The sequence below is a fragment of the Stutzerimonas kunmingensis genome (assembly GCF_014764705.1).
Classification (GTDB): Bacteria; Pseudomonadota; Gammaproteobacteria; order Pseudomonadales; family Pseudomonadaceae; genus Stutzerimonas.
This window is the reverse complement of sequence record NZ_JACXXG010000006.1, coordinates 78,190-92,975: the sequence shown is the minus strand read 5'-3', so window position 1 is coordinate 92,975 and position 14,786 is coordinate 78,190. Positions and strand designations below refer to the sequence as shown.

Annotated in this window: 11 protein-coding genes; 6 read left to right on the top strand and 5 right to left on the bottom strand. The window is 66.2% G+C overall.

The window, feature by feature from the left end:
• The first annotated feature begins 134 nt into the window (after positions 1-134).
• Together IEG05_RS07665 and IEG05_RS07660 are read left to right on the top strand one after the other, a co-directional pair.
• Complete coding sequence (locus IEG05_RS07665; protein WP_191121842.1) at positions 135-1,898, top strand: sensor histidine kinase; 1,764 nt, start codon at positions 135-137, stop codon at positions 1,896-1,898.
• Positions 1,899-1,929: 31 nt separating this feature from the next.
• Positions 1,930-3,273, top strand: coding sequence for a sigma-54-dependent transcriptional regulator (locus IEG05_RS07660; RefSeq protein WP_191121841.1), 1,344 nt, complete (start codon positions 1,930-1,932; stop codon positions 3,271-3,273).
• A gap of 266 nt (positions 3,274-3,539) precedes the next feature.
• Here IEG05_RS07660 and IEG05_RS07655 read toward each other — a convergent pair whose 3' ends face one another.
• The 3 genes from IEG05_RS07655 to IEG05_RS07645 form a co-directional block, all read right to left on the bottom strand.
• The gene (locus tag IEG05_RS07655; RefSeq protein ID WP_191121840.1) at positions 3,540-4,781 is read right to left on the bottom strand and encodes an RNA polymerase sigma factor; all 1,242 of its coding nucleotides are present in this window, start codon (positions 4,779-4,781) and stop codon (positions 3,540-3,542) included.
• Between the two features lie 2 nt (positions 4,782-4,783).
• On the bottom strand, positions 4,784-5,140 hold the full coding sequence (locus IEG05_RS07650) for a YciI family protein (protein ID WP_023444787.1): 357 nt from the start codon (positions 5,138-5,140) through the stop codon (positions 4,784-4,786).
• An 88-nt stretch (positions 5,141-5,228) separates the two neighbouring features.
• Positions 5,229-5,687: a YybH family protein gene (locus IEG05_RS07645; RefSeq protein ID WP_191121839.1), complete on the bottom strand. Its 459-nt coding sequence runs from the start codon at positions 5,685-5,687 to the stop codon at positions 5,229-5,231.
• A 277-nt stretch (positions 5,688-5,964) separates the two neighbouring features.
• Here IEG05_RS07645 and IEG05_RS07640 point away from each other — a divergent pair, with 277 nt between their 5' ends.
• Genes IEG05_RS07640 through IEG05_RS07630 form a run of 3 tightly spaced genes read left to right on the top strand, consistent with a single transcriptional unit; the run spans position 5,965 to position 9,550 of the window.
• The gene (locus IEG05_RS07640; protein WP_191121838.1) at positions 5,965-8,205 is read left to right on the top strand and encodes a TonB-dependent receptor; all 2,241 of its coding nucleotides are present in this window, start codon (positions 5,965-5,967) and stop codon (positions 8,203-8,205) included.
• Complete coding sequence (locus IEG05_RS07635) at positions 8,205-9,332, top strand: PepSY-associated TM helix domain-containing protein (protein ID WP_191121837.1); 1,128 nt, start codon at positions 8,205-8,207, stop codon at positions 9,330-9,332. Before IEG05_RS07640 ends, IEG05_RS07635 begins: the two co-directional genes overlap by 1 nt.
• Positions 9,329-9,550 (top strand): hypothetical protein, encoded by a 222-nt coding sequence (locus tag IEG05_RS07630; protein ID WP_044314010.1) that lies wholly within the window; start codon positions 9,329-9,331, stop codon positions 9,548-9,550. The genes IEG05_RS07635 and IEG05_RS07630 overlap by 4 nt, the downstream gene beginning before the upstream one ends.
• Here the strand turns inward: IEG05_RS07630 and IEG05_RS07625 are convergent.
• Positions 9,513-12,299 (bottom strand): response regulator, encoded by a 2,787-nt coding sequence (locus IEG05_RS07625; protein ID WP_191121836.1) that lies wholly within the window; start codon positions 12,297-12,299, stop codon positions 9,513-9,515. The two genes, IEG05_RS07630 and IEG05_RS07625, sit on opposite strands and share 38 nt — an antisense overlap.
• A complete protein-coding gene (locus tag IEG05_RS07620; RefSeq protein ID WP_014822073.1) occupies positions 12,296-13,453 on the bottom strand; it encodes an acyl-CoA dehydrogenase family protein in 1,158 nt (385 codons plus the stop codon). Before IEG05_RS07620 ends, IEG05_RS07625 begins: the two co-directional genes overlap by 4 nt.
• Before the next feature lie 129 nt (positions 13,454-13,582).
• Between IEG05_RS07620 and IEG05_RS07615 the strand changes: the two genes are divergently transcribed.
• Entirely contained in the window at positions 13,583-14,767 is a 1,185-nt protein-coding gene (locus IEG05_RS07615) for a lactonase family protein (protein ID WP_191121835.1), read from the top strand.
• Positions 14,768-14,786 lie beyond the last annotated feature (19 nt).

Genomic DNA, 14,786 nt, shown 5'->3' with positions numbered 1-14,786 from the left:
CCCACAGTATAGCGATGATGGCACTATGCCTCTATTGGGGTAGATCAAGACTTTGGTGCTATGCCAAGGCTCGCCAATGCGCCACCGCTGCCGACTATCGCTTACCATCGTCGGGTCCTGTCGCGAGCGCCGTCATGCCAGCACCGTCCAACCGCCTGCGGGTAACCCTGATCGTTGCCCTGATCCTCATCGGCCTGCTGCTGAGCATGTACTGGGCCGGGCGCCTGGCCGAGCAGCGCGCCTGGGCCGAGCGTGCCCAGGAAGCGCAGGGGCAGCTGGAACTCTATGCCCAGGCGATCCACACGCAGGTCGAACGCTTCCGCTCGGTGCCGGCCCTACTGGCGCTGGACAGCGACATCCAGGCGCTGCTCGCCGAACCGGGCAACCGCGCGCTGCGCCGCCAGCTCAACCAGCGCCTGGAACAGCAGAACCACGCAGCCGGCTCCTCGGTGCTGTACCTGCTCGACCGCGACGGCGAGACCATCGCCGCCAGCAACTGGCGCGACTGGAGCAGCTTCGTCGGCAACAACTACGCCTTCCGCCCGTATTTCCGCGATGCGGTGAGCAACGACAGCGGCCGCTATTTCGCCGTCGGCGTCACCACCGGCATTCCCGGCTACTTCCTCTCCAGCTCTGTGAAGAATGCCGACGGCGAGGTGCTTGGCGTGCTGGTAGTCAAGCTCGAGCTGGAAGAGATGCAGCGCGACTGGGTCGGCCAGCCGGGCATCCTGCTGATCGCCGACTCGCTGGATATCGTCATCCTCACCAACCGCCCGGCCTGGCGCTTCCGCTATCTGCGCCCGCTGAGCGACGAGGTGCGCAGCCGCCTGATCGATGCCCGGCGCTATGCCGAACAGACGCTGCAGCCGCTGCCGAGCAGCCGCGTGCAGCAACTCGCCGAGGGCAGCGAGCGACGTCTGGTGGATGGCCCGGACGGCCGCCGCGAATACCTCTGGCAACGCCTGGCGCTGCCGGAAGACGACTGGACCCTGCACCTGCTGCACGACCCACAGATGGTGGTCGCCAGCGTGCGCAGCTATCGCCTGGCCGCGGCGGGCGTGTGGATGACCCTGGCCTTTCTGCTGCTCTACCTGGCGCAACGCGGCAAGACCCGCCGCGTCGAACAGCGCAGCCGCAACGAGCTGGAGCGCCTGGTGCACGAGCGCACCCGCGAGCTGCACACCGCCCAGGACGAACTGGTGCATGCGGCGCGCATGGCCGCCCTGGGTCAGATGTCCGCCGCCCTCGCCCACGAGATCAACCAGCCGCTGACCGCATTGCGCATGCAGCTCGCCAGCCTTCGCCTGCTGCTCGACAGCGGCCGCGACGGCGAGGTGCGCGAAGGCCTCGGGCATGTCGAAGGCCTGCTCGAACGCATGGCGGCGCTGACCGGCCACCTGAAGACCTTCGCTCGCAAGAGCCCGGCAGGGCTGCGCCAGCGTCTGAGCCTGGCCGAGGTGCTGGAGCAGGCCCTGCAGCTGCTCTCGCCGCGCATTCGCAGCGAGCAGGTCGAGGTATTCCGCCAGGTACCGGCCGAGGCCGCGGTCAGCGGCGACGCCATCCGCCTCGAGCAGGTGCTGATCAATCTGCTGCACAACGCGCTGGATGCCATGGCCGAGCGCCCGCAGCGACGCCTGCGCATCCTCTGTCAGCTCAACGGTGACCGCTGGCAGCTCAGCGTGGGCGACAACGGCGGCGGTATTGCCAGCGAACATCTGGATCAGGTGTTCGAGCCCTTCTTCACCACCAAGCCGGTCGGCCAGGGCCTCGGCCTTGGGCTAGCGGTGTCCTACGGCATCGTGCGTGAGATGGGCGGCACGCTGGAAGTCAGCAACGACGAGCACGGCGCGGTGTTCACTCTGACCCTGCCGGCTGCCGAGGAGCGCGCCGCCGAGTAAACTGCCGCGACGCGACCGCGAGGAGCAGGCAATGAGCGGGCAGGTAATCTTCATCGACGACGAGGCGGCGATCCGCCAGGCCGTGCAGCAGTGGCTGGAGCTGTCCGGCTTCCAGGTGCGCACCTTCTCCCGCGCCCGCGAGGCGCTGGCGGCGCTGGATCGCGACTTTCCAGGGGTGCTGATCAGCGACGTGCGCATGCCCGATCTCGACGGCCTCGGCCTGCTCGAACAGCTGGTGGCGCTGGACGCCGACCTGCCCGTGATCATGGTCACCGGGCACGGCGACGTGCCCATGGCGGTGCAGGCGCTGCGCCAGGGCGCCTACGACTTCATCGAAAAACCCTTCACCCCCGAGCGCCTGCTCGACAGCGTGCGCCGTGCCATGGACAAGCGCCGGCTGGTCTGCGAGAACCGCCAGCTGCGCGAGCAGTTCGCCCGCAAGGGGCGTATCGAATCGCAGCTGCTCGGCGTATCCCGGGCAATGGTCAACCTGCGCCGGCAGGTGCTGGAGCTGGCCGGTACCGACGTCAACGTGCTGATCCGTGGCGAGACCGGCAGCGGCAAGGAACAGGTCGCGCGCTGCCTGCATGACTTCAGCCCGCGCGCCGGCGGGCCGTTCGTGGCGCTGAACTGCGCGGCGATCCCGGAAACCATCTTCGAAAGCGAGCTGTTCGGCCACGAGAGCGGCGCCTTCACCGGCGCTCAGGGCAAGCGCATCGGCCGCATCGAACACGCCGCCGGCGGCACGCTGTTCCTCGACGAGATTGAAAGCATGCCGCTGGCCCAGCAGGTCAAGCTGCTGCGCGTGCTGCAGGAAAAGACCCTGGAACGCCTGGGTTCGAACCGCAGCATCGAGGTCGACCTGCGGGTGATCAGCGCGGCCAAGCCGGACCTGCTGGAAGAGGTGCGCGGCGGCCGCTTCCGCGAGGACCTGCTGTACCGGCTGAACGTCGCCGAGCTGCACATCCCGCCATTGCGCGAGCGTCGCGAGGACATTCCGCTGCTGTTCGAACACTTCGCCAGCCAGGCCGCCCAGCGCCACGGCCGCGCCGCACCACCGATGACGCCCGGCGAGCTGACGCAACTACTCGCCCATGACTGGCCGGGCAACGTGCGCGAGCTGATCAACGCCGCCGAACGCCACGCCCTCGGCCTCAGCGCCCCAGCCCCGGCGAGCAGCGGTGGCCAGTCGCTGGCCGAACAGATGGAAGCCTTCGAGGCGCAATGCCTGCACAACGCCCTGCAGCAATGCAAAGGCAACATCACCGAGGTCATGACCCAGCTGCAGCTGCCGCGCCGCACCCTCAACGAGAAGATGCAGCGTCACGGCCTGAGCCGCAGCGACTATTTGCCGGCGGGCAGCACGGATAGCTGAGCAGTTAGCCGAGCTGCAGAACTTCCGGCAGAGGTCCCCGCGCAATGTCGAACGCCGCACCGCAGCTGACCCGCAGACTTTGTCGCCAGGCCATTCAAGGCTTAGCGGCATTGAACATCAGCATCCAGCTCGCACCCCGAACAAACCTCAGGGCAACCTTGGCCGCGAAGCTTTTGTGCCGCCGCCCGGCGGGCTAGAGCATGGGATCAGCGCACCGGTCGCCTTTCGCGGTCGAGACCGCTCCCAAAAAAGGGTTTTGGGTACGGTCAGTCGCCCAACTCATCCAGCTGCCGCTGCAGGAAACGCCTTTCGGGCTCCAGCTGCACCAGGCGCAGCGCGCTGCAATAGGCCTCGCGAGCCTCGTCGATACGCGCCAGCCGGCGCAACAGATCGGCGCGGGTGGCGTGGCTGAGGTGGTAGTCCTGCAGATCGCCGCGCCCGAGGAGTTCATCCACCAACAGCAGGCCGGCCTCGGGCCCGTCGCGCATGGCCACGGCCACCGCGCGGTTCAGTTCCACCACCGGCGACGGGCTCAACTGCAGCAGCACATCGTAGAGCCGCACGATCTGCGGCCAGTCGGTCTGCGCGGCGCTCGGCGCCTCGGCATGCACCGCGACGATGGCGGCCTGCAACGAATAGGGGCCGAACGCGCGACTGGTCAACGCCAGCTGCACCAGCTGCGATCCTTCGGCAATCTGCTGGCGGCTCCACAGGCTGCGGTCCTGCTCATCCAGCCGCACCAGCTCACCGGTAGCATCGGTACGCGCAGCCCGGCGGGCATCGTGCAGCAGCATCAGCGCCAGCAGCCCCATCACCTCGGCGTTGGGCAGCAGTTCGAGGAGCAGTCGGCCCAGGCGAATCGCCTCGGCACAGAGGTCGGCGCGGGTCAGCTCGGCGCCGGCCGATGCGGTGTAGCCTTCGTTGAACACCAGATAGACCACCCGCAGCACGCTCTCCAGCCGCGCCGGCAGCTCGTCGCGCTCGGGCACCCGATACGGCAACCGGGCGTCACGGATCTTCGCCTTGGCGCGCACGATGCGCTGGGCAATGGTGGCCGGTGGAGCGAGAAAGGCGCGGGCGATCTCCTCGGTGGTCAGGTCGCAGACTTCACGCAGGGTCAGCGCCACGCGGCCATCGGCCGGCAGGGCCGGGTGGCAGCAGGTGAAGATCAGCCGCAGACGGTCGTCTTCCATCTCATCGACCTCCACTGCCTGCGCCGCGTCTTCCAGTTGTTCGGCCAGCAGCCGCAGCGAGGCATCGAAGCGCGCACGGCGGCGCAGGGCATCGATGGCCTTGAAGCGGCCGGCGGAAACCAGCCAGGCACGCGGGTTGTCCGGCATCCCATCGCGCGGCCACTGCTGCAGGGCCGCGGCAAAGGCGTCATGCAAGGCCTCTTCGGCGCGATCGAAGTCGCCCAGCAGACGGATCAGCGTGGCCAACACGCGCCGCGACTCGCTGCGATAGACCGCCTCGACCCGCGCCGCCGTGAAATGTCCGGTCAGCGGCATGCTCAGCGCTGCGGCAGCTGGCGCAACGGCCGGACCTCAACGCAGCCAAGGCTGGCCGGCGGAATCTTCGCCGCGATGGCCTCGGCCTCCTGTTGGTCCGCCGCCTCGATCAGGTAGAAGCCCGCCAGCTGCTCGCGGGTTTCGGCGAAGGGGCCGTCGACCACCGAGGTGACGCCATCACGCACGCGCACCGTGCGCGCGGTGCGCACCGACTGCAGCGGTTCGCCGGCGAGCATGTGGCCACTGGCGCGCAACTCTTCGCCGCAACTCACGCAACGCGCGACTAGCGCATGCCATTGCTCGTCGGTCATCGCATCCACACGCTGTTCATCGTAATAAATCAGGCACAGGTAGTTCATGGCGGGGCTCCTTCTGCCGGCAACGCAGCAAAGCTAGCAGCCATTGAACGACCTCGCCCGATCGCGCGACGAAGACCGCGGGCCAGCCTCAACCGGTCTGTTGCTGCGACGGTGTCTGATCCATGCATACCTGGCCGGTCTGCATGTCGAAGGGCATCGAAAAGTGCTCGTGGATCACCTTCCACTCACCGTTGCGCCGCGCCCAGACCCGCGTGCCGCGCATCCAGGCCGTTTGCATCTCGCCTTCGGCATTGGGTCCGCCACAGTGGGTAAGCATGCGGCTGCAGGTCAGCTCCCCACCGACATCCACATGCAGCTCATGGGTCTCGAAGAAACCTTCGCCCTGGCAGAACTCGAAGCAGCGCTGCCAGTGCACCCGGTATTCTTCAACGCCCTTGAATTGCAGTGCGCCGACCGCATCGAAGGCGACTACGTCGGCGGCGTATTGCGCCATGATCCGGTCGAGATCCTTGGCCTTGGTGGCCTGTTCGAACGTTTCGTGCAGCTGGCGAATGGCGCTCTCGACCTGGCTGTTCTGGCTATTCATGTCCTTTTCCTCTGATCGGATGAACGGGTTCACCAGCTAGTCGTCTGGTGTATTCCCGAATCGACAGACCCAATCATTTTTTTCTACGCAGGCGCGGCCCGCATGCCAGACGCCCTGCGCCGGCGGCGCGCGAGCATGCCACGGCTCCATCGGACGGAATACGGTTGCGAATTATTAGCATTGAAATATGATAGTGGCTCTCAGATGGCACAGACTCTCAACTGCCCATCGCGCCATCATCCGACACCCTCACAGCTCAACGTCCGGTCAGGTCCGTATGCCCACTCTTCGCTTCCCGCGTAAAACCGCACTGCTGCCCGTTTGCCTTGCCGCCAGCTTCGCTGGCTCGCCGCTCATGGCTCAGGAGCAACTCGAAGATCAGTCTCAAGGCAGTGCTGCCGAGCCGGTCGAACTGCAATCGGTAGAGATCACCGCCAGCGCCGACGCCTCGGCCGATGGCCTGACCCAGCCCTACGCCGGCGAACAGGTTGCACGTTGTGGGCGAGTAGGGATTCTGGGCAATCGCGACTACATGGAAACCCCGTTCACCTCGACCTCCTACACCTCGCAGCTGATTCAGGATCAGCAGGCGCGCAGCGTGTCGGACATCGTGCAGAACGATCCTTCGGTACGCGTGGCCCGGGGCTTCGGCAACATGCAGGAGCTGTACATGGTCCGGGGATTCCGTCTGTTCTCGGACGACATCTCATACAACGGTTTATACGGCTTGTTGCCGCGCCAATACGTAGCCGCTGAGTTCATCGAGCGCGCGGAAGTCTTTCGCGGTGCAAGTGCATTCCTTAATGGCGCGGCTCCAGGCGGCTCAGGTGTGGGTGGCATGATCAACCTGGTGCCCAAACGCGCACCCAATGAGCCGTTGACCCGCCTAACTTTAGGCGCCAAAAGCGGCGGTCAAGGTTCGGTAGCTGTAGATTTGGGCCGCCGCTTCGGCGAAGGCGAGCGCTTCGGTGTACGCCTCAACGCCGCCAAGCATGCCGGCGAAACGCCGGTCGACAACGAAGACCGTACGTTGGATATGTTTGCGCTCGGCCTGGACTACCAGGGCGACAACGTCCGTCTGTCCGCCGATATCGGCCATCAGTACCACTTCATCGATGCGCCGCGGCCAAGCGTTTACATCGAAGACGGCATAGACCTGCCAAGTGCACCGGATGCCGAAGACAACTTTGCTCAATCTTGGACGTTCTCCAAGGAAAAGCAGACGTTCGGCACCGCCCGGGGCGAATACGACTTTTCTGACTCGATCACGGGCTGGCTAGCCATCGGCGCACGCCGTGGCGAAGAAGAAAACCGCTTGGCTAATCCGACTTACACCGGATCCGACACCACGACTGCATATCGCTTCGATAACCGACGCAAGGAAGAAATATCTACAGGTGAAATTGGCCTGCGCGGCCGTGCATTGACCGGGCAGGTCTCACATCAATGGGTAATGTCTGCCGCGACCTTTCGGGCCGAGGAACGCAATGCGTTCGGTGGATCAGATTATGACAACCTCTTAGCCGGTAGCCTCGATAACCCGTACGACATCCCTATCCCCGACTTGCTGCCGAAAAACATCAGCGGTTCGCTTTCCGATCCTAATGTGATCGGCCGCACCTCCACTCGGAGCCTGGCGATCGCAGACACGCTTGGGTTCATGGATGATCGGCTACTTGTAACCCTGGGCGCACGTCGACAAGGGATCGAGACCAGGAACTACTCTGCGGCGACCGGAGATCGCGCGTCACGGATCAACCGCTACGAGACCACTCCTGTTGGCGGCGTGCTCTACAAGCTGACCGATGACGTATCAATCTATGCCAACTACATCGAGGGGCTTGCCAAGGGTGACAGCGCCCCATGGACCACCAGGCGGCCCGATGGAACGACCGAGGCAGTCAGCAATGCCGGGCAAACACTGGCGCCACACATCGCCAAGCAAACCGAGATCGGCTTGAAGTACGACGGCATTAATCTGGGCGGCAGCCTGGCGGTGTTCCGCACCGAACGCCCTATCGGCGTAGTGACCGACGGCGTCTTCCGCGAAGGAGGCGATCAGCTCAATCGCGGGATAGAACTGTCGCTGTTCGGCGAACCGGCCCCCGGAATGCGTCTGCTGGGCGGCGTGACCCTGCTCGATACCGAGCTAAGCGACACCGATAATGGCGATTACGACGGGAACCACGCTATTGGCGTGCCCAAGACCCAAGCCAACATTGGCGGAGAATGGGATGTGCCTCGGCTTGCCGGCCTCACGCTGACCAGTCGCGTCGTCTATACCAGCAGCCAGTACACCGATATCGACAATAACCGAGAAATCCCGTCCTGGACGCGTCTGGACCTCGGTGCGCGCTACGAGATGAAAGTGCAGGACCGCGACGTTACGCTCCGCGCCCGTCTCGACAACGCCACTGGCCGTGACTACTGGGCCTCCACAGGTGGCTATCCAGGCTCCAACTACCTCGTCCTCGGCGCCCCGCGCACGCTCTCGGTCAGCGCTACGGTCGATTTCTGATGCAGGCAGTCACCCTGCGGCGGTGGGGCTGGGTCCACAAGTGGTCCAGCCTCGTCTCTACGCTGTTCATCCTGATGCTGTGCCTGACCGGCCTGCCGCTGATCTTCTCCCACGAGATCGATCACCTCACCGGCAACGAGATCGAGGCGCCGGCGATGCCCGAGGGCACGCCGCGCGCTGCGGTCGACCGGGTTGCGGCCGAAGCTGTGAAGGCCTATCCGGGCCTCGTGCCGTTGTACTTCTTCGCCGAGGAAGACGCGCCGGACGTCTGGTACGTCAAGCTCGATACCCGCGTCGACACCGACGAGAGCGAGTCGACCCTGATCCTTTCCGACGCCCGCACGGCCGAGGTTCTCGGCGCGCCGAACTTCGACGAAGGCTTCATGAGCGTGATGTACCGCCTGCACGTGGACCTCTACGCGGGGCTGGCCGGCAAGCTGTTTCTCGGCTTCATGGGCCTGCTGCTGATGGTGGCGATCGTCTCCGGCGTGGTGCTTTACGCGCCCTTCATGCGCAAGCTGCGCTTCGGCGAGGTGCGCCAGGAACGCACGCCGCGCACCCGCTGGCTGGACCTGCACAACCTGCTCGGCATCGTCACCCTGGTGTGGGCCCTGGCGGTGGGCTTCACCGGAGTGATCAATACCTGGGCGGACCTGATCTTCCAGGCCTGGCAGGCCGAACAGGTCGCCGCGTTGCAGGCCGGTGAAACGCGGGTACTGCTGGCCACCAATGCCAGTGATGCGCCTGCCGCTGATGACTCCTTGCAGACGGCGGTCGATCGCGTGCTGGCTGCAGCGCCGGACATGGCGGTGTCGATGATTGCCTACCCCGGCACACTGCGCGCCACGCCGGAGCACGTCGCGGTGATCCTGCGCGGCGACACGCCGCTGACTTCCCGCTTGACCCAGGCGCTGCTGGTCGACCCGGCCAATGGCGAAGTGCTCGAAGCCGGCGCCCGGCCCTGGTACGTCACTGCGCTGCAGCTCTCAGAACCCTTGCACTTCGGTGACTACGGCGGCCTGCCGCTGAAGATTCTATGGGGGCTGCTGGATATCCTCACCATCGTCGTGCTGGGCAGCGGCCTGTACCTGTGGATCAAGCGCGGCACGACGGAGGTACGCTCATGATGCGCATCTGGTTGTGGCCGGTGCTGATCGGCGTGCTGTCCATGCTCGGGCTGATCGCCGGGCTGGTGTCCGAAGGCGCGGGCGATTGGCTGAGCTGGCTGGCCCTGGCGGCGCCCGTCGCCATCGGCCTGCATGGCTTGTCGCGCAGCGGCGCCCGCCCCCAGGCACGCGGCGAGGCCCTTACCCCTGCAGGATCTCGGCGAGCTGGTCGAAGCTGAACGGCTTGGGCAGCGAGCGCGCCGGCAGGTTGCTTTCGATACGCCCTTCACCGGAGACGAATACCAGCCGCAGCCATGGCTGGGTTCGCAAGGCCTCGGCGGCGAAGTCGGGGCCTGATCGGCCCGGCAGATTGACGTCCAGCAACAGGTGATCGAAGCGCTGTTCGTGCAGCCCCTGCGCGGCCGCTTCAGCATTCGGATAGCCGCAGGCGCGGTAGCCCAGCTCCTCGACCATCTCACAGGCCAGCACCAGCAGTTGCGGCTGGTCCTCCACCACCATCACCCACTGCTGCTCGACGGGTTTGTCGTCGCTGTGCTGCGTGCCCAGCAACTGGCGCACCTTGCGCGCCAGGTCTTCCTGCCGATAGGGCTTGCTCAGCAGCTCCACGCCCGGATCGAGGCGCCCGCCATGCACGATGGCATTGCGCGTGTAGCCGGAGGTGAACAGCACGGCGATATCCGGCAGCAACACGCGAGCCTGGCGCGCCAGTTCGGTGCTGCTGAGCGGCCCCGGCATGACCACATCGGTGAACAGCAGGTCGATGGAAAGGCCGCTCTGCAGGATGCTCAGGGCGCTCTGCGCATCGTTGGCGCGCAGCACCGAATAGCCGAGGCCGGTGAGCAGCTCGATCACCGTGGCCTGCACCGGCAGATCGTCCTCGACCACCAGGATGGTTTCGCTGCCGCCCACCACCGGCCCGACGGTGGATGGCTGCGCCTGTACCTCGGGTTGCTCGGTGCGCGGCAGGTAGAGCTTCACGCTCGTGCCGGCACCCGGTTCGCTGTACAGGCGGATATGCCCGCCGCTCTGCTTGGCGAAGCCGTAGGCCATGCTCAGCCCCAGCCCGGTGCCCTGCCCTTCTGGCTTGGTGGTGAAGAACGGTTCGAAGGCCTGTTCGATAATGTTGGCGGGCATGCCAACGCCTGTGTCCGACACCGCCAGCAACACGTATTGCCCTGGCGCGACGTCGATCTGGGTACCGGTGTAGTGCTCGTCGAGCATGGCGTTGCCCAGCTCCAGGGTGAGCTTGCCCCCATCAGGCATGGCATCGCGGGCATTGATCGCCAGGTTCAGCACCACCTGTTCGAGCTGGTTCGGGTCGACCATCGTCGTCCACAGCCCGCCCGCCACCACGGTTTCGATTTCGATGCGCTCGCCCAACGCCTGGCGCAGCAGCTCGTCGAGGTCGCGCAAAAGCCGGCTAAGGTTGGTCGGCTGCGGGCGCAGCGGCTGCCGACGGGCGAAGGCCAGCAGTTGCCGCGCCAGCTTGGCACCGCGCTCGACGGCGGAGCTGGCCGCATCGACCCGCTTCGCCGCGCCACGGTTGGCCTCCACCAGCGGCTGCAGCAACTGCAGATTGCCGGCGATCACCTGCAGCACGTTGTTGAAGTCGTGTGCCACGCCGCCGGTGAGCTTGCCGATGGCCTCGAGCTTCTGCGACTGATACAGCGCCTGGCGGCTGAGTTCCAGCTCGCGGGTGCGCTCCTCGACCAGTTCCTGCAGCTGCTCGCTGGAGCGCTGCAGCGCCTGCTGCGCCAGCACCTGGGCGGTGACATCATGGCCCTGGCAGAAGATGCCGCTGACCTGCTCGTCCTCGCTGAACACCGGCTGGAAAATGAAATTCACATAGTGACGCTCGGCCTTGCCGCCGGCCTGCGGGCGCACGCGCACGGCGATGTCGCGGCCGATATAGGGCCGCCCTGTGACATAGACCTGCTGTAGCAAATCGGAGAGCGCGCGGCTTTCCAGTTGCGGAAACGCCTTGAGCGCCGGACGCCCGAGCAGCTCGCGGGCGCCGACCAGCTGGTGGAAGGCGCGATTGGCGATCTTCAGCTCGTGCTGTGGCCCTTCGGTGATGGCGATGAAGCCCGGCGCCTGGTCGAACAGCCGTTGCAGGTGGGCGCGCTCCTCGCTGAGCTGACGACCATGCAGCTCGTTGGCGCGACGCTCCGCGACCAGCGCCGAGACATCGCGCAAGGTCAGCGCCGCACCCACCACCGCGCCATCCGCAGAACACACGGCGGCGACGACGATCTCCAGCGTTCGCCCGTTAGCCGCATCTTCATGCTGCAGGGTCAGCGTCGTGTCGCAATCCTGGACCTGCGCCAGGGCCTGGCCCAGCTCATCGCTCCAGAACGGCAGCCCGCTCGCCGCACGGCGTAGCACCTCGCCACGACCCAGGCCGAACAGCTCGGCAGCACCGGCGCTCCAGTAGAGCACCGCCCCGGCGCGGTCGAGACCGACGATGGCGTCGCGTGCCGCGTCGATGAAATGATGCAGATAGAGCTCTGCCGTGGGTGACGAACGCTTGCTCAACTGCCCGCCATCGACCATCGCGTTGGCCTGCGCCAACGTGGTGCGCAGGCGCGCCCGCCGCCGCACGCTGGCCAAGGCCTGATCAAGCTGCGCCAGCGCGCTGGCGCCGAGGGTGACGATCGACCAGTGAGGCCCGAGCAACGGCGCCGGGCCCAGCTCGCGGTGCAGCGAGTCGACGCCCGCCTCATCGCTGAGGAACAGCAACTGGGTGGCCTTCCAGCGACTGCGCAGCTGCCGGGCCTGCGCCACCGGGCGTTGCAGACCGGGCGCCAGCAGCACCAGCGCCGGCTCATTCTCATCGGGCAGCAACGCGCCTGGATCAAGGCTGCGCACCTGCAGACCGTGGGCTGTCGCCCAGCTGTCGATCTGCTCGCGCAACGCGGCATCGCCTGCCTCCAGCAGCGCGATCTGATCGAGCAGCAGCTCGCTCATAGCAGCGGCAGCCCCAGCAGGCTGCGACCGGTCCAGAGCTTGAGCAGGCCGGTGGTGGGGGTCATCACGTGCGCGGCCCGCGCGTCACGCAGCAGACGGGCGACACGACTGTTCTCGCGATAGGCGGCACCGCCGCAAAGAGTCATAGCCTCGTTGGCCAGGCGCACTGCGGTCTCCGCCGCATCGGCCTTGCACGCCAGGATGAACGACAACGCCTCGGGGTGGGCGCCATCGCCCCGGCGTGCGGCTTCGCGCACCAGCGCGCGGGTCTTGACCAGCTCGGTCCATAGTTCGCCATAGCGGATCTGCAGGCTTTCCACATCCCGCAGCGACTCGCCGGAATGGCTGTAATGCCGCGAGCGCAGATGCAGGCTCGCCTCGTCCAGCGCCGCCTGGGCAACGCCCAGATAGGTGCCGGCCATGGCCATGAGGAAGAACGGCGCGACCACCTCGAACACGTACCAGACCTGATCGCCCGGCTCGCCAAGCAGGTTGCGCGCCGGTACCCGGACGCGATCGAGCTGCAGCGGCCGCGAGGAATTGCCACGCATGCCGAAGCCGGCCCAGGGCTCGAGCCAGTGCATGCCGGCACTGCCCTGATCGACGATCAGGCAGCTGAAATCCCCCGCCTCGGCGCCCGCCGCGACGGTGGACACGACGTAGGAGTCAGCATGGTCGCCGTTAGTAACGAACTGCTTGGTACCGTCGACCAGGAAATCTTCGCCGTCGGCATCCAGACGGGTTTCCGGCAGGTAGAAATGCGCGCCGGTGCCCCGCTCGGAGAGCGCCAGCGTGGTGATGTGCTGTCCCGCGGCGATCTCCCGCAGGTAGTGTTCGCGCTGATGCTCGGTGGCCTTGGCCGCGATCACCGCGGTCGCCACGCAATGCATGCCGTAGCACAGCGCCGACGACGGGCAGGCGCGGGCGATGGTTTCGGTAATCACGCACAAGCCCAGCAGCCCCTGCCCCAGGCCGCCCAGTTCGCTTGGCACCTGCAGCCCGAGCAGCCCGGCGTCGCCAAGTGCTCGCAGCGAATGGGCGGGCCAGCGGCAGTCGGCATCGACCTCGGCCGCCAGCGGCGCAATGACGGTTTCAGCCAGATCGGCGGCGACGTTTTGCAATTCGACGAGCTGAACGGGTAGCAAGTGGTCCATGAATCTTCCTGAATTCGCGGGTGGCTGGCGTCCGCCCAGGTGCATATCAGACCCTGACAGTCGGGTATTGTTCGAACAACGTCTTCGGGAGCGTTGGGCGCCCACGGTGGTCATAGTGGCATGACATCAATGACCACGCGCAAACGCCCCGTACTGCTTCGCCTCGCTCTCGCTGTGCTGGTCGGCGCGACGCTGTCTGCCGGCGCGCGAGCCGAGACCGACGACATGCACATCCTGATCGGCAGCTACACGCACGACAGCGACAGCCCGGGCGTTCTGCGCCTGCGCTTCGATCCGGCGAAAGGTCGGATCGACCCGCAACCGCTGCAGACCCTCGCCAGCCACAATCCCTCCTGGCTGGTGCTGGACGAGCAGCGCGGACGCCTCTATGCCACCAACGAGAACAGCCCAACGCACGCCGACCCGGTCGGTCGTGTCAGCGCCTGGCAACTCGACAGCAGCGGCGAGCACCAGCTGATCGGGCAGAACATCAGCCTGGGCGACGAACCGACCCATGCCAGCCTCAGCCATGACGGGCGCTACCTGTTCATCAGCAATTACGGGGCGCGACCGAACCCGGGCGGCAGCCTGGCGGTGATGCCGCTGGCCGAAGATGGCCAGCCGCTGCCGGTCACGCAGCTTCTTGCGCATCAGCCGAGCGGCGTGCACCCCGAGCGACAGCAGGCCGCGCATGTGCACTCCGCCGTACCGAGCCCGGACGACAAGCGCCTGCTGGTCAGCGACCTGGGCGCCGATCAGGTATTCGTCTACCGCTACGACCCGCGCAATGCCGAACGGCCCCTGCAACCCGACGAACCCGCCAGCATCGAGCTGCCAGCTGGCAGCGGCCCGCGCCATCTGGTCTTCCACCCCAATGGCAAGCACGCCTATCTCGCCCTCGAGCTGAGCGCCCAGGTGGCGAGCTTCGACTACACGAACGGCAACCTGATCCGCCGGCAACTGCTGGACCTGAAGGATGCCGCTAGCGAGGTGCGTCATTCACCGGGGGCGATCCACACCTCGGCCGATGGCCGTTTCCTCTATGTCAGCGACCGCGGCGACTACAACCACATCATCGTCTTCGCCATCGACAGCGACGGCGCCCTGCGGGAAATCCAGCGCCGCCCCACCGAAGGCCGCGAACCACGAGAATTTGCCATCGCTCCAGACGGGCGTTTCCTGCTGATCGCCAATCAGCTGAGCGATGACGTGGTGGTGATCGGGCGCGATCCAGACAGCGGAAAGCTCGGCGAGACGCTGCAGACCCTGCCGGTCGAGCGCCCGTCGGACATCAAGTTTCTTGCCAAACCCTGAAGCCGAGCGGCGGTACTAG